Source organism: Brevibacterium otitidis (assembly GCF_042429315.1).
GTDB lineage: Bacteria > Actinomycetota > Actinomycetes > Actinomycetales > Brevibacteriaceae > Brevibacterium > Brevibacterium otitidis.
On sequence record NZ_JBHMAU010000032.1, the window covers coordinates 57,300 to 78,578 of the forward strand.

General features: G+C 67.3%; 15 protein-coding genes and 1 pseudogene. 2 read left to right on the forward strand and 14 right to left on the reverse strand.

What is annotated here, in order from left to right; translation table 11 throughout:
• Positions 1-55: 55 nt before the first annotated feature.
• From ACFFN1_RS04440 to ACFFN1_RS04480, 9 genes and pseudogenes are all read right to left on the reverse strand, one after another.
• Positions 56-1,351, reverse strand: coding sequence for a glutamate-5-semialdehyde dehydrogenase (locus tag ACFFN1_RS04440; RefSeq protein WP_376838984.1), 1,296 nt, complete (start codon positions 1,349-1,351; stop codon positions 56-58).
• Positions 1,352-1,363: 12 nt separating this feature from the next.
• A complete protein-coding gene (gene proB / locus ACFFN1_RS04445; protein ID WP_376838985.1) occupies positions 1,364-2,509 on the reverse strand; it encodes a glutamate 5-kinase in 1,146 nt (381 codons plus the stop codon).
• Entirely contained in the window at positions 2,506-4,053 is a 1,548-nt protein-coding gene (gene obgE / locus ACFFN1_RS04450) for a GTPase ObgE (protein ID WP_376838987.1), read from the reverse strand. Before obgE ends, proB begins: the two co-directional genes overlap by 4 nt.
• 247 nt (positions 4,054-4,300) lie before the next feature.
• Complete coding sequence (gene rpmA, locus ACFFN1_RS04455) at positions 4,301-4,552, reverse strand: 50S ribosomal protein L27 (protein WP_102159802.1); 252 nt, start codon at positions 4,550-4,552, stop codon at positions 4,301-4,303.
• A 30-nt stretch (positions 4,553-4,582) separates the two neighbouring features.
• Positions 4,583-4,891, reverse strand: a complete 309-nt coding sequence (gene rplU, locus ACFFN1_RS04460) for a 50S ribosomal protein L21 (RefSeq protein ID WP_376838990.1) — start codon at positions 4,889-4,891, stop codon at positions 4,583-4,585.
• A 294-nt stretch (positions 4,892-5,185) separates the two neighbouring features.
• Positions 5,186-5,485: pseudogene (locus ACFFN1_RS04465) on the reverse strand (chorismate mutase); the annotation flags it as partial.
• Positions 5,482-7,671, reverse strand: coding sequence for a 4-alpha-glucanotransferase (locus ACFFN1_RS04470; protein ID WP_376838991.1), 2,190 nt, complete (start codon positions 7,669-7,671; stop codon positions 5,482-5,484). The pseudogene ACFFN1_RS04465 and the gene ACFFN1_RS04470, both read right to left, overlap by 4 nt.
• Positions 7,672-7,785: 114 nt before the next feature.
• A complete protein-coding gene (locus ACFFN1_RS04475; RefSeq protein WP_376838993.1) occupies positions 7,786-9,048 on the reverse strand; it encodes an alanine/glycine:cation symporter family protein in 1,263 nt (420 codons plus the stop codon).
• Positions 9,049-9,757: 709 nt separating this feature from the next.
• Positions 9,758-12,850, reverse strand: a complete 3,093-nt coding sequence (locus tag ACFFN1_RS04480; protein ID WP_376838995.1) for an Rne/Rng family ribonuclease — start codon at positions 12,848-12,850, stop codon at positions 9,758-9,760.
• A gap of 364 nt (positions 12,851-13,214) precedes the next feature.
• On the opposite strand from ACFFN1_RS04480, the gene ACFFN1_RS04485 reads away from it, so the two are divergent.
• The gene (locus ACFFN1_RS04485) at positions 13,215-13,886 is read left to right on the forward strand and encodes a vitamin K epoxide reductase family protein (protein WP_376838998.1); all 672 of its coding nucleotides are present in this window, start codon (positions 13,215-13,217) and stop codon (positions 13,884-13,886) included.
• A gap of 77 nt (positions 13,887-13,963) precedes the next feature.
• On the opposite strand, the gene ndk is transcribed toward ACFFN1_RS04485, so the two are convergent.
• The 5 genes from ndk to ACFFN1_RS04510 form a co-directional block, all read right to left on the reverse strand.
• The gene (gene ndk / locus ACFFN1_RS04490) at positions 13,964-14,401 is read right to left on the reverse strand and encodes a nucleoside-diphosphate kinase (RefSeq protein ID WP_376839000.1); all 438 of its coding nucleotides are present in this window, start codon (positions 14,399-14,401) and stop codon (positions 13,964-13,966) included.
• A gap of 98 nt (positions 14,402-14,499) precedes the next feature.
• Positions 14,500-14,940, reverse strand: a complete 441-nt coding sequence (locus tag ACFFN1_RS04495; RefSeq protein ID WP_376839002.1) for a DUF4233 domain-containing protein — start codon at positions 14,938-14,940, stop codon at positions 14,500-14,502.
• A complete protein-coding gene (locus ACFFN1_RS04500) occupies positions 14,937-16,508 on the reverse strand; it encodes a bifunctional folylpolyglutamate synthase/dihydrofolate synthase (RefSeq protein WP_376839004.1) in 1,572 nt (523 codons plus the stop codon). Before ACFFN1_RS04500 ends, ACFFN1_RS04495 begins: the two co-directional genes overlap by 4 nt.
• Positions 16,505-19,774 carry an isoleucine--tRNA ligase gene (gene ileS / locus ACFFN1_RS04505; RefSeq protein WP_376839006.1) on the reverse strand — a complete coding sequence of 1,090 codons (3,270 nt, stop codon included), beginning with the start codon at positions 19,772-19,774 and terminating at the stop codon, positions 16,505-16,507. Before ileS ends, ACFFN1_RS04500 begins: the two co-directional genes overlap by 4 nt.
• A gap of 316 nt (positions 19,775-20,090) precedes the next feature.
• Positions 20,091-20,552: a hypothetical protein gene (locus tag ACFFN1_RS04510; protein ID WP_376839008.1), complete on the reverse strand. Its 462-nt coding sequence runs from the start codon at positions 20,550-20,552 to the stop codon at positions 20,091-20,093.
• Positions 20,553-20,692: 140 nt separating this feature from the next.
• On the opposite strand from ACFFN1_RS04510, the gene ACFFN1_RS04515 reads away from it, so the two are divergent.
• Positions 20,693-21,148: a hypothetical protein gene (locus tag ACFFN1_RS04515; RefSeq protein ID WP_376839009.1), complete on the forward strand. Its 456-nt coding sequence runs from the start codon at positions 20,693-20,695 to the stop codon at positions 21,146-21,148.
• The last annotated feature ends 131 nt before the right edge of the window (positions 21,149-21,279 follow it).

The window sequence follows — 21,279 nt, forward strand, 5'->3', positions numbered from 1 at the left end:
TTCTCATGAAATCCAGGTCAGCGCGGCACCGGGGGCGGCGTGGCTGACCGGCAGCTCAGGTGCGCAGCTGTCCGCTGCCGCGCATGATCCACTTGCTCGTCGTCAGATGGGTCAGGCCCATCGGCCCGCGGGCATGCAGCTTCTGGGTTGAGATTCCGACCTCTGCGCCGAGGCCGAACTGTCCTCCGTCGGTGAAGCGGGTGGAGACGTTGACGCCGACTGCGGCTGCGTCGACAGCGCTGACGAAGGCCTCGGCGTTCGACAGGTCGTTGGTGATGATGACCTCGGTGCGCCCGGAGCTGTAGGCGCGGATGTGCTCGATGGCGTCATCGAGGCTGGCGACGAGCTTGATGGCGATCTCCAGGCCCAGGTACTCCTTGGCCCAGTCGCGGCGGGACACGCGCCGGATCCTGACATTGTCCGGAGCATGCTCGCCGACATCGGGGCCGGCGTGGATCGTCACGCCGCGGGCGTCGAGGTCGCCGAGCACCTTCGGCAGCACCCGGCGGGCGGCCTTCTCATGCACGAGCAGCGTCTCCAGCGCATTGCACACGCTCGGCCGCTGGGTCTTGGAGTTGACGACGAGGTCGGCCGACTGGCGGGCGGTGGCGGTGGCATCGAGGAACATGTGCACATTGCCCGCACCGGTTTCGATGACCGGCACGATCGACTCGTGCACGACCGTGGAGATGAGGTCGGCCCCACCGCGCGGAATGAGCAGGTCGACATAGTCGCGGGACTGCATAAGCACGCGGGCGCCGTCGCGGCCGTGGTCGTCGATGCCGGTGACGGTGGCCGCGGGCAGGCCGGCGCTTTCGACGGCTTCCCGCAGCAACGCGATGAGCAGGGTGTTCGAGGACTTCGCCGCCGAACCGCCGCGCAGGATGACGGCGTTGCCGGCCTTGATCGCCAGGGAGGCGATGTCGACGGTGACGTTCGGACGCGCCTCATAGATCGCGCCGATGACGCCCATCGGCACCCGCTGCTCGGTCAGCTGGATGCCGTTGAGCATGGTCCGGCCCTGGATGACGGTGCCGACCGGATCGTCGAGGGCGATGACCTCGCGGACGGCGCCGGCGATATCGGCGATCCGCTCCTCGGTCAGCCGCAGCCGGTCGAGCATCGCTTCGGAGGTGCCCTTCTTCTCCGCGGTCTCCAGGTCCTCGGCATTGGCCTGCAGGATGTCGGCGGTGTTGTCCTCCAGCGCCTGTGCGATCGCCTCGAGTGCGGCGTTCTTCACCGCCGTCGAGGTCGTCGCCAGCTCTGTGGCGGCGGCCTTCGCATTCTTCGCGATGCGGGTGATGGCGCGCACGGTGCCGGGGTGGATCTCAGTCGTCGCAGTGTCCGTCATTGTCAGCGCTTTCTAGAAGACGGCGTCAGTGAGAACCAGGTCGTTGCGGTGGATGATCTCCTTGCGGTAGTCATCGCCGAACCGCTCGCCCAGTTCGTCAGTGGACAGCCCGAACATGTCTGGGAGCTCATGGGCGGCGAAGTTCACCAGCCCACGAGCCACCAGCCTACCCTCAGCGTCGCGAACATCAACCGGATCGCCTGCTTCGAACTCTCCCTCGACACCGTTGACGCCGGCTGCCAGCAGGGACGTGCCCCGACGTGAGATCGCCCGCACTGCACCGTCGTCGATGCGCACCGAACCCAAGGTCTGCGCCAGATGCGCCAGCCACAGCAGCCGCGTCTGGCGGCGCCGGTGGGTGACGGCGAAATAGGTGCCGATGTCCTCTCCGGCGAGAGCGCGATAGACGTTCTCAGCGGCGGTGAGCACGGTCGGGATGCCGGAGTCGGCGGCCATCGTCGCCGCCTGCACCTTCGTCGTCATGCCCCCGGTGCCGGTCCCGGCCGCACCGGTGCCGCCGATGCCGTAGCCGCTCAGCGCCTCCTGAGCGGCGACGAACCGCACCCGCTCAGATCCCGGATCACCCGGCGGGGCCGAGTAGAGCGCCTCGACATCGGAGAGCAGCACGAGCGCATCAGCATGCGTCAGGTGGGCCACGAGCGCGGCGAGTCGGTCATTGTCGCCGAAGCGGATCTCATGGGTGGCCACCGCGTCGTTCTCGTTGACGATCGGCATGATGCCCAGCGCCAGCAGCCGCTCGATCGCCCGCTGGGCATTGCGGTACTGCGTGCGGCGGATGAGGTCATCGGCGGTCAGCAGCACCTGGGCTGGCACCACGGCATGTTCGCGCAGCACTGTTGTGTAGGCGGCCATGAGCAGCCCCTGGCCCACGCCGGCCGCGGCCTGCTGGGTGGCGAGATCCTTGGGCCGCTTCGGCAGCCCGGCGGGTTCGAGGCCGGCGGCGATCGCACCCGAGGACACGAGCACCACCTCGTGCCCGGCGGCCCGATGCTGGGCCAGCGCCGTCGTGAGTGCGCGCAGGTGGTCGCGGTTGAGCCCGCCGGCCACCGAGGTCAGCGAGGATGAGCCGATCTTGACGACGACGCGTTTGGCGTCGCGCACCGCCGCGCGGGTGGCCTCCAGAGCCGGTTGGGTCACTGCTGCTCCTCGCTTTCGCGGGCGGCCTTCTCCGCCAGCCGTTCGGCTTCGAACTCAGCTCGCGTGGCGGCCTTGGCATCCATCCGCTCGTGGAAGGCGGCCTTACGCTCACGGCGGGTCGCGCGTCCGCCCTCCTCCAGCCGGGAGTCGGCGCCGCGCGGGCCTGCGAGCAGCTCAGCACCGCCGACCATCGTCGGATCCCAGTCGAAGACGACGCCGTCATCAGGGCCGATGACGATCGTGTCGCCGGGCTTCGCCCCGGCGCGGAACAGCTCCTCTTCGACGCCGAGGCGTTCGAGCCGGTCGGCCAGGTAGCCGACGGCCTCGTCATTGGTGAAGTCGGTCTGGACGACCCAGCGTTCGGGCTTGGAGCCGAGGATCCGGAACACCGGCCCCTCCGCGGAGGTCTCGGCGATGATGCGGAAGCCGGCATCGTCGACGGCCACCGGTCGGATGATCGTGCGCACCGGCTCGGCGGCTTCGCGGCTGCGGCGCTCACGTTCGGCAGCGACGATCTCCGCCAGCGCATAGGACAGCTCCCTGAGCCCCTTGTGGGTCGCAGCGGAGACCTCGAAGACGCGGTAGCCGGCGGCTTCGACATCGGCGCGGACGATATCGGCCAGGTCCTGCGCATCGGGCACGTCGACCTTATTGAAGGCCACCAGGGTGGGCCGTTCGGTCAGCGGCAGCAGATCTCCGGCGGTGTTGTCGTCACCGGGGGCCACATCGACCTCGTAGGCGGCCAGTTCAGCCTCGATGGTCTTGAGGTCGCTGACCGGATCGCGGTCGGTCTCCCAGGTGGCCATGTCGATGACGTGGACGAGCACCGCGCAGCGTTCGACGTGGCGCAGGAACTCATGCCCGAGCCCCTTGCCCTGGGCCGCACCCGGGATGAGACCGGGCACATCGGCGATCGTATAGCGGGTCTCCCCGGCCTGCACGACGCCGAGGTTCGGCACGAGGGTCGTGAACGGGTAGTCGGCGATCTTGGGCTTGGCGGCTGACAGCGCCGCGATGAGGCTCGACTTGCCGGCCGAGGGATAGCCGATGAGGGCGACATCGGCGACGGTCTTGACTTCGAGGACGAGGTCGCGGCGCTCCCCCGGCTCCCCGAGCAGCGCAAATCCGGGTGCCTTGCGCTTGTGGGAGGCGAGGGCGGCGTTGCCGAGGCCGCCGCGTCCGCCGGCGGCGGCGATGAACCGGGTGCCGGGTTCGACGAGGTCGGCGAGAACCTCGCCGTCGGCGGCCTTCACCACGGTTCCGGCCGGCACCGGCAGCACGAGGTCTTCGCCGTCGGCGCCATGGCGCAGATCGCCCTTGCCGATCCCGCCGTTGGGTGCGCTGCGGTGCGGGGACCGCTGATACGGCAGCAGCGTGGTGGTCTGATCGTCGACTTCGAGGATGACAGCGCCGCCGTTGCCGCCGTTGGCGCCGTCGGGACCGCCGAGCGGCTTGAACTTCTCCCGCCGCACGGAGGTGCAGCCGTTGCCGCCGTCGCCTGCTGCGACGTGCAGAGTCACGCGGTCGATGAATTCGATGGCCATAGCGTCCTGTCGTCTCCTGTGTGCCTGCCGGGTGTACCCCGGGGCCGAGGTGGTGCGCGCCGCCCGGCTGCCGCCTCCCCGTCGAAAGCCTATCGGCTCAGCTGCCGGGTGGCTCGGGATGTGCAGCAGGTGGATACGCGCGAAAGGGGTGAGTCCGTGCGGACTCACCCCTCCGGGCGCTCACCGTGGCGGTGAGCTGGCAGCGTGGCTGCTGGAGAGCAGCGTGTCTGCCGGAATGTCTGTGTTATCAGCCGGCGACGATGTTGACGACCTTGCGGCCGCCCTTCGCGCCGAACTCAACGGTGCCTGCCGAGAGGGCGAACAGCGTATCGTCGCCGCCCTTGCCGACATTGGCTCCCGGGTGGAAGCGGGTGCCGCGCTGACGGACGAGGATCTCGCCGGCGTTGACGGTCTGGCCGCCGAAGCGCTTGACACCCAGTCGCTGGGCGTTTGAGTCACGACCGTTCTTAGTCGAGCTCGCTCCCTTTTTCGTTGCCATAGTGTGTCTCCTAGAAAGAGCTGGGTGTGCTTACTTGATGCCGGTGATCTTCAGGCGGGTGAGATCCTGGCGGTGACCGATGCGCTTCTTGTATCCAGTCTTGTTCTTGTACTTCTGGATGACGATCTTCGGTCCGCGGGTCTCGTCGACGACCTCGGCGGTCACGCTGATCTTGGCAAGCGCATCTGCGTCATGGGTGACGGTGTCGCCGTCGACGTGCAGAACTGCTTCGAGTTCGACGCTGTCGCCTGCTGCGGCCTTCATACGGTTGACGGTGATGATATCGCCGACGCTGACCTTCTCCTGATGGCCGCCGGCACGAACGATGGCATAGGCCATGTGCGAACCCCTTCTTAGCAATCTGCGCGCCCAGCCGGGTGCTGTGGCGACTGACCGAAAACGGCAATACTTCCTTGATCCGTCTCCCCAGCGGACTGTTGCACAGCCGGCCGGCGGATACGACCCATTGAGAGGAAGGATCGACCGTGGTGCTTTCTGCACCGACGCAACAGTCTAGCGTGCCGAGCCGCCGGATTCAAAGCGCGCCGCGTCCGCTGCCGAGCCGGCTCCGGTATCGCGATCTGCGCCATCACGATCTGCCCCATCGCCGCACGTGGTGCCTGCGCTGCGGTCCTCTTCGGCGATCCGCTCATGGTGGCGGATGACTTCGGCGACGATGAACGTGAGGAATTTCTCAGCGAACTCGGGATCGAGGTGGCTCTCCTCGGCCAGCGCGCGCAACCGCTTCACCTGCCGGGCCTCACGCTCCGGATCGGCCGGGGGCAGATCGCTGCGGGCTTTGAGCCGGCCGACGGCCTCGGTGAGCTTGAAGCGTTCGGCCAGAATGTGGATGAGCGCGGCATCGACATTGTCGATGCTGCTGCGCAGTCGCAGCAGCTCATCAGGTGCCTGGCGGTCGGATGCGCCGGTCACATCTCCTCCTCACGGCCGGTGGCCTCGGTGCTGCGATCCACAGTAGCGCCAGCGGCGATCTGTTCGTTGAGGGTGTTCGCGATCTGGGCGAATCCGGGATGCTCCTCAAGCTCTTCGAGCAGCACCGCCCTGCCGCTGCTGTCCTGCAGCACGACCGACCAGTTCGGATACTCACCCGCGGCCCCGGCAATGTGCGGCAGTGCCTCCTGCCCGACGATATCCATGACAGCGGCGCCGAGGTGGGAGGCGTTGAGCGTGCCGAGGTAGGTGTGGAGTCCGGCGACCACCGGCCACGGCTCGCGCAGCGTTCCGACCATCGTCTCGGTCGGAGCCAGCGCCCCGCGCTCGGCTGCGGTCTTGAGCACCTCCTGGCGGGCCGTGCGTGCCCGGCTCATAAGCTGCTGGGCAGCGGCGCGGTTCGCCGCGTGCTGCTGAGCGGCGGCGATGTCGCCGAGATTGAGGCAGCTGGCCACCGGCGCGTGGGACGGTGGTGTCAGCACGGCGATCGTCCGGGTCGGCGTCGAACCGTCGGCGAGTCTGCCGCGCAGCTCCTCGTCCTCCCATACCGAGGTGGTGGGGAGGATCTCGACGCCGAGCCGCTGGCTCTCCAGGTCGAGGACCGCGCGGATGGCCTCGGCGCCGAGGTCGACCTCAGCCCAGGCGCCCTCGTCGGCCCCGGCAACTGCCCACCGCTGCCGCCCGAGGCGGTCGAGGCCTTCGATACACACCGCCCCTGCTCCGGCGGCGGCCGCGCGCACGATATCGCGCACCGCTGCATAGCCATCGGCTGCCAGGCGTCGCGGATTCCATGGCGTCTCGACAGCGTCACCGCTGTCGGTCGCGCCGGAACGGCATTCGATGCCGTCGAGGCAGAGGTCCTGGTCAGGCTGAGGCTGCGCGCCGGTCCGCCCGGCCCACCAGTCGGCGCCGTCGACGCTGATGCCGGCGGCGATATCGGTGATGAGACCGATGCGCATGCCGACCTGCGCCGCAGCAGACTGCACCTGCCGCAGCTGTTCGACGGCGAGGAACTGGGTCCAGAGCCAGAACTCGACTTCGCTGCGGTGCTCACGGGCGAACTCCTGTGCCGCATCGCTGTCCGGGTGGGTGAGCTTGTCCCGCCAAGCATCCGGATGGCGATGGGTCGCATAGTGCGCGGCGGCTGCGGACATGAGCGCCCAGCGGTGCAGAGACTCCGGCGCCTGCCGGCAGAAGTCGGCGAACAGCCGGTGCCGCGTGGTGGTCGGCGGCAGGCTGTAGAGAATCCGCAGCGCGGCGAGCTTGTCGGCGAGCACCGTGGCGCGCGGGATCGGTTCGGCCTCAGCATTCGGCCGGCCCCAGCCGCGGCCGAGCGACTGCACAGCCTCCCGCTGCGCGGCCGGCAGATGCCCGGTCTCCGGAATGTCCTCGATGCGCAGATAGATCGGATCGATCGCCACGCGGCTGTACGGTGCATAGGGCGAAGGAGTGCCGCGCGCACGGGCTTTGGCGGCGGTGACGCTGACCTCGCGGATCGGCAGCGCATGGATGGGACCGAGCCGGATGAAGTCCGCTCCCTTGTCCGCGGCCATGACGACGAGGTCGCTGAGATCGCCGAAGTCCCCCACTCCCCAGGAGCGGTGGGAGCGGAGCGCATAGAGATCAGCGCACAGTCCCCACACCCGCTCCTGCGGTCCGGTGGCCGCCGAGGCGCCGGATTCCGGGGCGATGATGAGCGGGCAGCTGTGCGTGGTGCTGTCCTCGGTGAGGACGAGTGCGTGGTAGCCGGTCGGCAGGTCTGCTGGGATGACGGCGGTGCGGGCCTGCCGCAGCTGCGCCTCACCGTCGACCATGACGGTCCGCGTGTCCGTCGGGGCGCCGAGCGACTCGACCGGCATCGTGTCCTCGTCTTCGGTGCGGATCTCCAGGCGGACGTCGGCTCCTTCGCGGATGTGGACCGGCAGGCCCTCCGCTGTGCCGCAGCGCATGACGACGCTCGGCGGCAGAGCGCGGATGACGGCTTCATCGGCGAGCTGCTGGAGGCTGTCGGCGATCTCACGATCACTGCCAGCGGGCACCCCGAGCCTGTCGAGCAGGCCGGTGAGCACCGCCTCGGGAACGGGTCGTTCCTGGCCCGCGTCATCGCGGGTCACCGCGCTGATGCCGAAGCATGCGGCCAGATCGTGCAGCGGAGCTGTGTGCGCCATGTCCCCAAGATTAGTGGAGGGACAGACGTGAGCGCGGGAGGACAGCATGCTGTCCTCCCGCGCTCGGGGTCGGGCTCGGCTTCGGTCAGGTGCTCACCGCAGCCGAGGCGGTGGTCACTTCAGGCCCTGCTCCTCACGGATCTCCTCCAGGTGCGCCTCGTCCTCAGCACCGAGCTCGTAGAGCTTTCCGTGCTTGCGGTGGGCGAGGTACTGCTTCATCTCGCGCTTGACGACCGGCATGAGGATGTAGAGGCCGAGGATGTTGATGAAGGCACACATGAACAGCGCGGCATCGGCGAACGCGATGACCTTGCCGAACGACGCGACCGAGCCGATGATGATGAACGCCATGAGGATGAGGCGGTAGATCAGGTCGGTGGCCTTGCGGCGGCCGAACAGGAAGTGCCAGGCCTTCTCGCCGTAGTACGCCCAGGTGATGAGCGTCGAGAAGGCGAAGAGCATAACCGCGATGGTCAGCAGGATCGGCCACCAGCCGGCGATCGTCGAGAAGGCGTCCGATGCGAGGGTCACACCGTCGACCGAGCCGCCGGCTGCGGTCTCTTCGATGGCCTCGGTGTAGGACGGCTGGTTGGCGATGATGATCGTGAGGGCGGTCATGAGACAGACGATGACGGTGTCGAGGAACGGCTCCAGCAGGGCGACGAAGCCCTCCGAGACCGGGCGGCGGGTCTTGACTGCCGAGTGGGCGATCGGCGCCGAGCCGATGCCGGCCTCGTTGGAGAAGGCCGAGCGCTGGAAGCCGACGATCATGACACCGACAGCACCGCCGGCGATGCCCTCAGGGCTGAAAGCACCGCTGATGATGATGCCGATGGCGGTCGGCACGAAGCCGATGTTGCCGAGGATGACGATGAGGCAGGAGACGACGTAGAAGATCGCCATGCCCGGGACGAGCTTGTCGGTGACCTTGCCGATGGACTTGATGCCGCCGATGATGACGAGGCCGACGAGCAGTGCGATGGCGATGCCGATGATGAGGCGGACCATGCCGTCGCCGAGCGGGCCTTCAGCACCGCCAGCGGAGTTCTGCAGCTGGACGACGGTCTGGTTGGCCTGGAACATGCCGCCGCCGGCGACACCGAAGAGGAGAATCGCGATGGCGAACACGCCGGTCAGCGCCTTTGCGACCGGCCGGCTCAGGAACTTGAAGGCGATGGGCAGGTACTTGAACGGACCGCCGTGGACAACGCCATCCTCGTCGATCTCGCGGTACTTCACACCCAGGGTGCACTCGATGAACTTCGTGGCCATGCCGAGGATGCCGGCGACGACCATCCAGAAGGCGGCGCCCGGGCCGCCCATGGCGATAGCTGCACCGACACCGGCGATGTTTCCGAGTCCGACGGTGCCCGACACTGCCGAGGACAGTGCCTGGAAGTGGGTGACCTCACCCGGGTCGTCCTTGGAACCTCACCCGGGTCGTCCTTGGACGAGAACTTGCCACGCACAACCTCGAGCGCGACGCCGAATCCGCGGAACTGTATGAAGCCGAAGTAGATGGTGAAGATCGAGGCTGCGATGATGAGCCAGGCCACGACGATCGGGAACTTGATCTCTTCGGTCAGCTGGACAGGGTAGAAGATGATTGTTTCGAACGTATCGACGAAGGGAGCAAGAATCCCGTCGACTTTTTCTTCAATGGACGCGTTTGCCGCCAGAGGCAGTAGTGTGGCGGCGCTCACAAAGGTGCTCATGAAGCAATAAGCTCCACGAATTCGCGGACCATCGCAACAGCTAACCGCGTGCAGGGAACGTTCAGTTACAGAACCGTTATCTGCATCACACCCTGAACCCCGCTGACACACCTCCGCGCACAATCGGAGCAAGGGGGGTTGACCGAGCCGCGGGTGCGGCGCTGACAGCGCTCTGACCAGGGAATTCTTTTGTCCGGCAGGATGGATTCGGGTTTCCGCGCCGTGGCCGGCGGCGAGGCGGCATGCGGCAGGGCCCGCCTCCGTACGGATGCGGAAGCGGGCCCTGTCATGCGTGGCTCGGCAGCTGCGTCAGCCCTTCGCTGTGCGCAGTGCTGCCGGATGCTCTCAGTGCTGCCGGCTGCGCCGTGTGCTCAGTCGTCGGCGCCGATGATGAGGATCGGAGGCGCTTCGGCCTTCTTCTCCTCCGTTTTCTTCTCCTCGGCCGGCTGCGCAGGCTCCGTGCGCGTGGACGGCGCGTCCTGCTGCGCCGGCTGCTGAGCGGCCGGAGCAGGCTGCACAGGAGCTTCCTGCACGCGGGTCTCAGTGTCCGCGCCGATCATCAGCGGAGCCGGGCCGCTCGGCTCGGCAGGCTTGCGCGAGCGGCGGGAGCGGCTGCGCTTCGGCTTCTGCTCCCCCGCCTCGGCGGTGTCAGCGGCGCCTGCGTCCTGGCTGCTCGTGGTGGCGTCCTGGCTGCCGGCGCCGGCGTCCTCCCCTGCGCTGTCGGATCCGCCGGAGCTGTCCTGCTGGGCGTCGGTCTCCTTAGCCTCAGCCTGCTTGGCGTCCTGCTTCTTCGCCCGGTGCGAACGGCGCGAGCGTGAGGAGCCGCTGCCGCGCTTTGACTGGCCATCGGCGTCGTGCTTCTGCTCATCGGTCTTTGCCTGCTCGCCGGCATCGCAGGCCTGCTGATCCGCCTTTGCCTGGCCCTCAGCGTTCGCCTTCGCGTCGTTCGCGGACTCCGCATCGTCATCGGACTTCAGCGTCGCCTTGGCGATCGCAGCGACAGCGGAGCGGGACGCGGACTGCTTCTCCTCGTCCTCGCGTGATTGCGCGTCTTTGTTCGAGCGGCGGTTGTCCTGACCGCGGCGCTTGCGCGACTTGTACTGATTGCGCGCCGAGCCGTCCTCCTCGGTGCCCGGCAGCACGAGTCCGCGCCCGGAGAGGTCCTCGCCGGCGGCCGCCAGCGACTCAGCCAGACCCGTGCCGATCCGCTTGCGCGTCATCTGCACGAGACCCAGCGAAGTCACCTCGGCGACCTGGTGGCGGGTGCGGTCGCGGCCGAGGCACTCGACGAGCCGGCGCACGACGAGGTCGCGGTTGGATTCGAGCACCATGTCGATGAAGTCGACGACGATGATGCCGCCGATATCGCGCAGCCGCAGCTGCCGGATGACCTCTTCAGCGGCTTCGAGGTTGTTCTTCGTAACCGTCTCTTCGAGGTTGCCGCCGGAACCGGTGAACTTTCCGGTGTTGACGTCGATGACGGTCATCGCCTCGGTGCGGTCGATGACGAGGGAGCCGCCGGAGGGCAGCATGACCTTGCGCTGCAGGGCCTTCTCGATCTGCTCGCTGACGCGGTAGTGATCGAAGATGTCTCCTTCGCCGTCGTAGCGGCTGAGCCGTTCGAGCAGATCCGGGGCGACGGCCTCGACATACTCGTGGATAATCTCCCAGGACTCATCGCCGTCGACGACGAGGGCGCTGAAGTCCTCGTTGAAGACATCGCGGATGATCCGGACGATCATGTCCGGCTCCTTGTACAGCAGCTGCGGCGCGGTCGTCTTGGTCGACTTCGACTTCTTCTGGATCGACTCCCAGCGCTTCGACAGTCGCTCGATGTCACGACCGAGCTCGGTCTCCGAGGCGCCTTCAGCGGCGGTGCGGACGATGACGCCGGCGGATTCCGGCACCATCTGCTTGAGCAGCTTCTTCAGCCGCTGGCGCTCATTGTCGGGCAGCTTGCGGGAGATGCCGGTCATGTCGTTGCCGGGCACGTAGACGAGGAAGCGTCCGGGCAGGGAGATCTGCGCGGTCAGGCGCGCGCCCTTGTGCCCGATCGGGTCCTTGGTCACCTGCACCAGCACGGAGTCGCCGGGGCTGAGGGCGAGTTCAATGCGGCGCGGCTTGCCGTCCATGCCGAGGGCGTCCCAGTTGACTTCACCGGCGTAGAGCACGGCGTTGCGGCCCTTGCCGATGTCGACGAAGGCTGCCTCCATGCTCGGGAGCACGTTCTGGACCTTGCCGAGGTAGACGTTGCCGATGAGCGAAGCCTGGGCCTTCGACTCGCTGAGGTAGTGCTCGACGGCGATGCCGTCTTCGGTCACGACGAGCTGGGTCCGGTCGTCGCGGTCGCGCACGAGCATGATGCGCTCAACGGACTCGCGGCGGGCGAGAAACTCCGCTTCCGAGATCACCGGGCGACCGCGACCGGCCTCACGGCTCTCGCGGCGGCGCTGGCGCTTGGCCTCCAGCCGGGTCGAGCCTTTGACGCCGGTGACCTCCGAGGCGCTCGTGCCGCCGCCTGAGCCCGAACGGCTGCGGCGCCGGCGGCGACGACGTGAGCTGCTCGAATCATCATCGGAGTCAGCAGAGTCGTCGCTGCGGTCCTGCTTCTTGTCCTCGCGCTCGCTGCGGCCGCCGCGATTGTCATCCTGACCGCCGTCGTCGGTCGTGCTGTCGTCGCTGACGTCGCTGCGCTGGCGGCGGCCTCCGCGGTTGTGGCTGTCGGAACCGGAGTCGCCGTCGTTGCTGTTGCCGCGACCGCGCGAGCGCTTGCCCCGCCCGCCTCGGCGGCGGCGACGCGGCTGGTCGTCATCGCCGTCGTCATCGCAATCGGAGCGCTCACTGCGGTCGGAGCCGTCAGTGTCGTCGCTGTCGTCGTCATCGTCTTCGTCGTCATCAGGGGTCCAGTCCGGATCCACCTGCTGACCGAGTTCGGCCTGCGGGGTCTGGAACAGCAGTCCGCCCCCGGCCGGGACGCTCACCGGCTGCAGCGGCTCGTCGTCTGATTCCTCCTGCTGGGTGCTGAACCCGAAGGAGAACGGGTTGCGCACGTCGATCGTGACAGCCTGTTGTGCGGGCTGTGCATCGGCCTCATCGTCGCTGTCGTCGTCTTCGTCCTCAGTGGAGTCACCGACATAGGACTCGAAGATCAGGCCGCGGTTGGCGACGGCTGAGCGGGCTGACTTCGGCCCGCCTGCGCTGCGGCGGCGGCTCGAACGGCTGGGCTTGTCCTGTCCGGAGTCGTCGTCGGAATCAGCTGCCTCGGCGCTGTTGTCTTCGGCGGAATGGCCGCCGGCGCGCAGCGATTCGGCCTTTTCGGCGATCTTGTCGAGGACGGCTTGTGCGTCATCGTGGGAGTCGGGGGTGTTCTCGGCGCGCTTGGCCTCTGACAGCGCGCGGAGGTTTTCGAGATCGGCGAGAATGCCCTCAGTCGGATTCTGCTGATCCTCGGGTTCATGATTCATCTGTCTAGAGCTCCTTGCCCACCGCAGCCGGCACACCTTCCAGCTGCGCCATGGGCGATGGCGGTGCCCGCCTCGCGGCGTCGCAGCCGTGCCGGTGGGCAGAAAACCTGTGGGTACACATGGGCTCGCGCGAATGGAGTCAGCGCGGTGGCTCGCATGTGCCGCTTCAGCTTTGACCTGCGGGAGTCGTACCTCCGCTCGGTGGAAGCGGGCGACTGGCCGGGTGTGTTCAGCCGTTGCCACACTCATTATGTCACAGCCGCATTGCACAGTCGTGCAGCGGCGCGGGTTCGTTCGTGGGCGGATCGGCCTCGCCATCCGGGCGCACTTGTCGCACACCGCGCGGACACGGCATGCTGTGGGGGTGAATACTCGTCCTGCCGACACCCACTCTGCGGCGTCCTCCCCTGCCCCATCCCCTGCGGCCGAACCCGCGGCCAGCGCCTGGTTCCTGCGTCGTGTCCCCTTCGGCGTCTTCCTCATCATCGGATCGGTCATCGGACTGTGGATGTCGTTCCTGCTCTCGATCGACAAACTGCGCAAGCTGGAGAATCCCGGGGCCACGCTGTCGTGTGACCTCAATCCGTTCTTCTCCTGCGGCTCGGTGATGGAGTACCCGCAGGCGCAGCTGCTCGGCTTCCCGAATCAGTTCCTCGGCATCGCTGCGTTCGTCGTCCCGCTCGTCTTCGGCGTGCTCGTCCTCGCCCGTGTCGAGCTGCCCGGCTGGATGTGGACCGGGTTGGCGGCCGGGCTGGGTGCCGGCGCGCTGTTCTGCATGTATCTGTTCTACACGTCGATCTTCGCCATCGGCGTCGGCTGCCCATGGTGCATCGTCGTGTGGACGGTGACGATCCCGATGTTCTGCGTCGTGACCGGTTATGCCGCTCTGCGGGGATTCTTCGGAACAGCGATCACCGACAGCCCGTACGCACGCGTCTTCGCCCAGCATGCCCTTCTCATCGGAGTGCTGTGGATGTGCATCGTCTACGGGCTCATCATCGTGAAGTTCTGGACGTTCTTCTCCGGCCTGCTCTGAGCCGCCGGATGCAGATCTGGATGGGACACGCTGTGCGCGTCCCACCCCGATTGCTGTGTGTCAGGCTCTGCCTGGTCTCAGTTCTCTGGGAACCAGATGGCGATCTCGCGGGCGGCCGACTCCGCGGAGTCGGAGCCGTGGACGAGGTTCTTCTGCACGTTGGCGCCCCAGTCACGAGCCAGGTCACCGCGGATGGTGCCCGGTGCTGCCGTGGTCGGATCGGTGGTTCCGGCCAGTGACCGGAAGCCGGGGATGACGCCGTTGCCGGTGGCCACCATCGCCACGAGCGGTCCTTCGGACATGAAGTCGACGAGCGGCTGGTAGAACGGCTTGCCCTCGTGTTCTTCGTAGTGGGCAGCGAGCTGCTCCGGGGTGGCGTTGAGGAGCTCGAGCTTCTCGATGCTGTATCCCTTGGCTTCGATGCGAGCGATGATCTGGCCGATGAGGCCGCGCTGCACACCATCTGGCTTGACGAGCACGAGCGTGCGTTCGGTCACCAGGTTCTCCTTCGTCATCAGTCGACGTCGCGTGCGCCGAGCAGGTCAGTGCGGTGCCAGTCTATTGCATCACCGGCGGCCGCACTCCGCTGGTGAGGAACAGGTCACACCTGCCATCAGGCAGGGGCTTCTCCCCCACCGGTGCGGAAGTATTCGACAACCTCACGATCGATGCGTCTGCCCCAGTACACCGCGGCGGCGTAGAGGCCGGCGAAGATCAGACCGACGAAGAACATCGCCGGCATGACGAAGCCGCAGGCGACGATGAGGACCTGGCCGATCCAGCCGAGCAGGATCCCGGGCCGCTTCTGGCCGATGCGCCGGGGCAGCAGGATCGCTGCGGCCAGCAGCACCACGGTGATCACGGCGACGCCGGTGATGAGCATCGGCAGGCTGACCGGCTTGAGGCCGATGCCGGTGAGGCCTGCGAAGTAGACGACGCAGATCTCGGAGATGAGGATCGAACCGCACAGCACCGGCAGCTTCGACTTCAGCGGCCCCTCAGGCCGGTCCGACGGCTGCTGGGGCCCGGTACCCTCAGGATGCTCTGCGGTCACTGGACTCCTCCCTTGCCCAGCAGCGTGCGGGCTTCAGCGACGGTCAGCAGCGAACCGGTCACGACGATGCCGGCGTGCGGGTTGTCCTGACTGTTGACGAGGTCGATCGCAGCCATGAGTGCGGCGTTGAGATCCGGGGTGTCGGTGACGTCCTCCGGATCGAACCACTCAGCGGCCGCTGCGGCGAGTTCGCTGTGGTCCAGGGCCCGCGGTGAGAGCGTTTCTGCCACGACGATCCGGTCAGCGAACCGGTGCACGTGCTCGAGCACCCCGTGCGGGTCCTTGTCGGCGAACATCGCCACGACGGCGACGACGAACTCGAAGTCGAAGGCCTCGCCGATGGTGGCGGCGAGCACCTCGGCAGCGGCTGGGTTGTGAGCGCCGTCGACGAGGATCGTCGGTTCGGCGCGCAGGATCTCCGCACGGCCCGGTGAGGTCACCTGGGACAGCCCGTCTGCGACGATCTCGCTGCTGAGCGGTTTGTCGGCATCGGCGAGGAACGCCTCGCACATGGCGATCGCGACCGCGGCGTTCTCTGCCTGGTGCTCACCGTGCAACGGCAGGAACAGGTCCGGGTATCCGGCGTAGAGTCCCTGCACGTCGATGAGCTGGCCGTCGACGGCGCGCTCACGAGCCCGCAGCCCGAAGTTCTGCCCCGCCCATACGGCCGGCACGCCGCGTGCAGCGGTCTGGGCGGCCAGCGCTTCGGCGGCCTCCTCGTCCTGGGCTGCGATGACGGCCACCGGATCGGGTGCCGGGCTCGGGTCGATGGAACGGTTGAGGATCCCGGCCTTCGTCTCGGCGATCTCGGTGAGCGTGTCGCCGAGGTAGGCCTGGTGGTCGTAGCCGATCAGTGCGAAGCCGCACACGGCGGCATCGGCGACGTTGGTGGAGTCCCATTCGCCGCCCATGCCGACTTCGATGACCATGACGTCGACCGGTGCCTCGGCGAAGATCGCGAAGGCCAGCACCGTCAGGGCTTCGAAGAAGGTGAGCTTCGGCCGGCCGGCAGCGACCAGCTCCGCATCGACCATCTCCAGGATCGGGGCGGCGGCGTCGTAGGCGTCGACGAAGACGCGTTCGCTGACCTCGTCACCGTCGACGGCGATGCGCTCGGTGACCCGGTGCAGGTGCGGGCTGGTGAAGCGCCCGACCCGCAGCCCGGCGGCTGAGAGGATCGCGTCGACCATCCGCACGGTCGAGGACTTGCCGTTGGTGCCGGTGAGCATGACGACCGGTGCGCTCATGTGCACGTCGCCGAACAGCTGGCAGGCCCGTTCGGTCGCATCGAGGCGGCGCTCGACCTGGGTCTCCCCCTGCCGTGACAGCAGCGCGGAGTACACCCGGGCCAGCTCCGAGGTGCCGCGCGGTTCGGCTGGCACAGGCGCCTCGGTCTCATCGTCGCCCTGGGAGGCGGCGACGACGGCATCGACCTCGGCTGCGTCCGGGTCGTCGGGGACGAGTGGGACGAGCGGGTTGTCCTCGAAGTCCGGCAGCTGCGGCACCTCGGTGCCTTCGGGCCCGGTGCTGGCAGCGTCGGTGCCGTGGCCGGGGTCGTGTTCGCTCATGCGCGGGTCACCTTCACTGCTGCCTCGGAGGCGAGTTCGCCGGCGGCGAAGACCTCGTCACCGCTCAGCTGCTCGCTGGTGGTGTCGAACTCGACGGCGAGCACCTCACCGGCGACCATATCGCGGTGGGTGTCGACGGCCGCACGAACCTGCTCGGGAGCGGACAGTGTCACGGTGATCCTGTCGGCGACGTCGAGGTCGAGCTGCTTGCGCACGTTCTGGATCGCACGGATCGCATCGCGTGCCACGCCTTCGGCTCGCAGCTCGTCGGTGACCTCGATGTCGAGGGCGACGAAGCCGCGGTCCATCGCTGCCAGGGCAGCGCTCGTCGCGCCGGCGTCGGCGACCTCTTCGAGGGTGTATTCGCCGTCTTCGAGCTCGATGCCAACGGAGGTGACGGTGCCGTCGGCAGCAACCGACCAGTCGCCGGTCTTCGATCCCTTGATCGCTGCCTGGACGTTCTTGCCCAGGCGGGGCCCGGCTGCCCGGGCGTTGACGGTGAGCTTCTGCTCCAGGGTGAACCCGGCGGCAGCGGCCTGGTCGACGCCCATGACGGTGACGTCCTTGACGTTGAGCTCATCGGCGATGATCGACCGGAAGTCGGCGCCGAGCTCTTCGTTCGTCGCCACGGTCAGGCCGGCCAGCGGCAGGCGCACACGCAGGTTGTTGGCCTTGCGCAGCGATGAGCCGGTCGAGCAGACCTGGCGGGTGCGGTCCATTGCGGCGACGAGATCGGCATCGGCGGTGAACGCCTCGGCGTCGGGATAGTCGGTCAGGTGCACCGACCGTGCGCCGGTCAGTCCGCGGTAGATCTCCTCAGCGGTGAACGGCAGCAGTGGGGCGGCCACCCGCAGGAACGCCTCGAAGCAGGTGTAGAAGACGTCGAAGGATTCGCGCACCTCGGCCGTGCCCTCCCAGAAGCGGCGGCGGGAGCGGCGGACGTACCAGTTGGTGAACATGTCGAGGTGGTCGCGGACCAGCTCGCAGGCTGCCCACACGTCGTAGTCGTCCATCGCCTGCTGGAAGTTCACGATCAGGTCGTGGGTCTTGGCGATGAGGTAGCGGTCGAGCACCTGGCTGGAGTCATACCGGGTCTGAGCCGCGTAGCCCTTGCCACCGGCTTCGCCGTCGGCGTTGTTGGAGTAGGTGGCGAAGAAGTGCCAGGCGTTCCACAGCGGCAGGATCACCTGGCGCACGCCGTCGCGGATGCCCTGTTCGGTCACGACGAGGTTGCCGCCGCGCAGGATCGGGCTCGACATGAGGAACCAGCGCATCGCATCCGACCCGTCGCGGTCGAAGACCTCGTTGACGTCGGGGTAGTTGCGCAGGCTCTTGGACATCTTCTGCCCGTCGGAGCCGAGCACGATGCCGTGGCTGATGCAGTTGCGGAAGGCCGGGCGGTCGAACACGGCGGTGGCGAGGATGTGCAGGGTGTAGAACCAGCCGCGGGTCTGGCCGATGTACTCGACGATGAAGTCGCCCGGGAAGTGGTGTTCGAACCAGTCGGCGTTCTCGAACGGGTAGTGGACCTGGGCGTAACTCATCGAACCGGAGTCGAACCACACGTCGAGCACATCGGGCACGCGGCGCATCGTCGACTTGCCGGTCGGATCATCCGGGTTCGGCCGGGTGAGGTCGTCGATCCACGGCCGGTGCAGGTCCGGTTCGCCCTTGTCGTTGAGCGGCAGCCGGCCGAAGTCGGCTTCGAGCTCAGCCAGCGAGCCGTAGACGTCGGTGCGCGGGTACTCCGGATCGTCGGAGACCCACACCGGGATCGGCGAGCCCCAGAACCGGTTGCGCGAGATCGACCAGTCGCGGGCGTTTTCGAGCCACTTGCCGAACTGGCCGTGCTTGACGTTCTCGGGCACCCAGTTGATCTGCTCGTTGAGCTCGACCATCCGGTCCTTGAAGTCGGTGACCTTGACGAACCACGAGGACACCGCCCGGTAGATGAGCGGGGTGCGGCAGCGCCAGCAGTGCGGGTAGGAGTGCTCGTAGGTCTCATGCCGCACGAGCAGCGCCGAACGTCCGGCCAGCGGGCCGGTGTGATTCTTCAGGTCGCGGATGATGTCCTTGTTCGCGTCGAAGACCTGCTGGCCGGCGTAGTCGTTCACGGGTGCTTCGAAGCAGCCGGCGTCGTCGACCGGGCGGGCGGCGAAGATGCCGGCGGCGTCGGTGAGGACCTTGTCCTCTTCACCGAAGGCCGGTGACTGGTGGACGATGCCGGTGCCGTCGTCGGTGGTGACGAAGTCGGCGGCGAGGATCGAGTGCATCGCCTGACCGAACTCCTCCTGCCGGCCTTCGAAGTAGTTAAAAGGCGGTTCGTAGCGCAGGCCGAGCAGGTCGGTGCCGGTCATCTCGCGCACGACCTCGGGGTCTTCGCCGAGCTCGCGTGCGTAGGCGGCCACCCGGTCCTTGGCCATGATGAGGGTCTTGCCGCGCAGGTGCTCAGCCGGCGCCTCGGGCCCGGGGCGCACCGCAACGTAGTCGACATCCGGGTGGACGGCCACGGCCTGGTTGCTCGGCACGGTCCACGGGGTGGTGGTCCAGATGACGACGTACTCGTCAGAGTCGGCGAGCTTGTAGCCGATCGTCACCGAGGGGTCCTGGCGGGACTTGTAGACGTCCTCGTCCATGCGCAGCTCGTGGTTCGACAGCGGCGTCTGGTCCTTCCAGCAGTACGGCAGGACGCGGTAGCCCTCGTAGACGTAGCCCTTGTCCCACAGCTGCTTGAACGCCCAGATGACCGATTCCATGTACTCGACGTTGAGCGTCTTGTAGTCGTTTTCGAAGTCGACCCAGCGGCCCTGGCGGGTGACGTACTCCTCCCAGTCCTTCGTGTACGTCAGGACTGAGGAGCGGCAGACCTCGTTGAAGCGGGCGATGCCCATATCGCCGATCTCGGACTTGTCGGTGATGCCGAGCTGGCGTTCGGCTTCGAGCTCGGCGGGCAGCCCGTGGGTGTCCCAGCCGAAGCGGCGCTCGACGCGCTTGCCGCGCATCGTCTGGTAGCGCGGAACGACGTCCTTGACGTAGCCGGTGAGCAGGTGGCCGTAGTGCGGCAGGCCGTTGGCGAACGGCGGGCCGTCGTAGAAGACGAATTCGTTCTGGCCTTCGGAACCGGCCTCACGCTGATCGATGCTCGCCTGGAAGGTGTCATCGGCGTTCCAGAAGCGCAGCACGTCGTCTTCGATGGCAGGGAACGACGGCGATGCGGTCAGGCCTGCAGCGGAGGTCTTCTGCTTGGGATAGATCTGATCGGTCATGAGCGTCCTTGGGTGCGTTCGGCGGTCCGGTGACGAGGACGACGCGTGCGCCGCGGTACCACCTCGCTTATCGGAGTTCTGCCCGCCGCCGATGTGTGTCTCGGGTGGACGTGGGAGCTCTCCGATCGCTCATTTCCAGGCTGTGACGGGCCCTCCCCGTCCGGGTCTAGTGGGGCGCCGGTTCCAGTGGTGTGGAGTGGTGCCTGTTCTTCCGGATGCTCCCCGGTGATGGCCGGATCATCGCAGGAGACATCTTAGCGCAGATGCATGCGGAATCCGAACCGTCCTGGTGGGGTGGTCAGGCCAGCTGCTCGGCTCAGTCTGCAACGTGCGAGGCGGCGGTCCCAGCTGTCTGGTCACCAGCCGCGGAGCTGTGGCCGCGGCGATCGCGGATGAGCCGGGCTGCCGGGACCAGCAGCATGACGAGAAGCACTCCCGTGTACCCCCAGGCGAAGGACATGTCGAGCGCGGTGGCGACGGAGAGGTAGATGTGCCAGGCGAACTCGCCTGCGGCGACGATGAGCGCTGCAGCAACGAGGAAGGCGCGAGCGCGTCCCGGCCGCATGCGCGGGCTGAGGTCGCTCGCGAGCACGAAGAGTGCCACGGCGAGCACGCGCAGTCCGGCATCGAGGGCGCTGAGTGGCGGCAGTGAGGAGAACCAGCCGGCGAGGAACAGGGATGCGAGCGTCAGCAGGAAGGCGACACGGCCGGCCACGCGCCAGCGCGCGCCGGTGGCACGGGTGGTGCCGGGGTGCGTCTCCACGGGTGCGTGCGACATCAGGTTCCTCTCTTCACCCTGCCTGACGCCTGAGGATGCGGCGCAGGCCAGGTGCTTCCAGGCTACGCCTGGGCAGGCACGGTGTCGTTACGACTTTGGTCGTAGACGCAGCGGTTTTGAGCCCGTGACGCCCATGTCCGGTGTTCATTTTTCAGTGGCGCTCATTTGAAACGAACACCGTAAAAAATGAACAGGGCGCGCAGATCAACCCGCAGCTTGCAGAAGATCTCACCGAACGGCTCGACGAGTTCGGACTATCCCTGACCGGCAACGCCGCATTCTGCAGTCTCAGGCCCTATCACGGTCGGGCGTGGAGCCTCGCTTACCGCAGTCACAAGGTACCGTTCACCATCGCATACGTTCCCCCGACGACACTGAACGATATGAGGAAGGTCATCGAGCCGCCGGCGGCCGGTGGCCAACTCTTCTTCGTTGGTGTCCACATCGGGCACCGGAGTGCGGATGCGTTCCGCCGTCTCGGAGTCAGCCTTCTTGACCGCTCCGGCAATGCACACATCGCCTTCGGGCCGGGTTCGCAGATTCCCGACGCAGCGTTCCTCAGCACCGGCGCAACAGGTGCTCCCAGGCTACGCTGAGGAATGCACACTGTCGTTACGACTCTCACCTAGATGATTGATTCCAAGGGGTGACTGGCGGCGTGCCTGCCGCAAGCACAGGTCGAGGGTGTCCAGGATCGAGGTTGAATCTCTCAATCTCGAACCCTAAG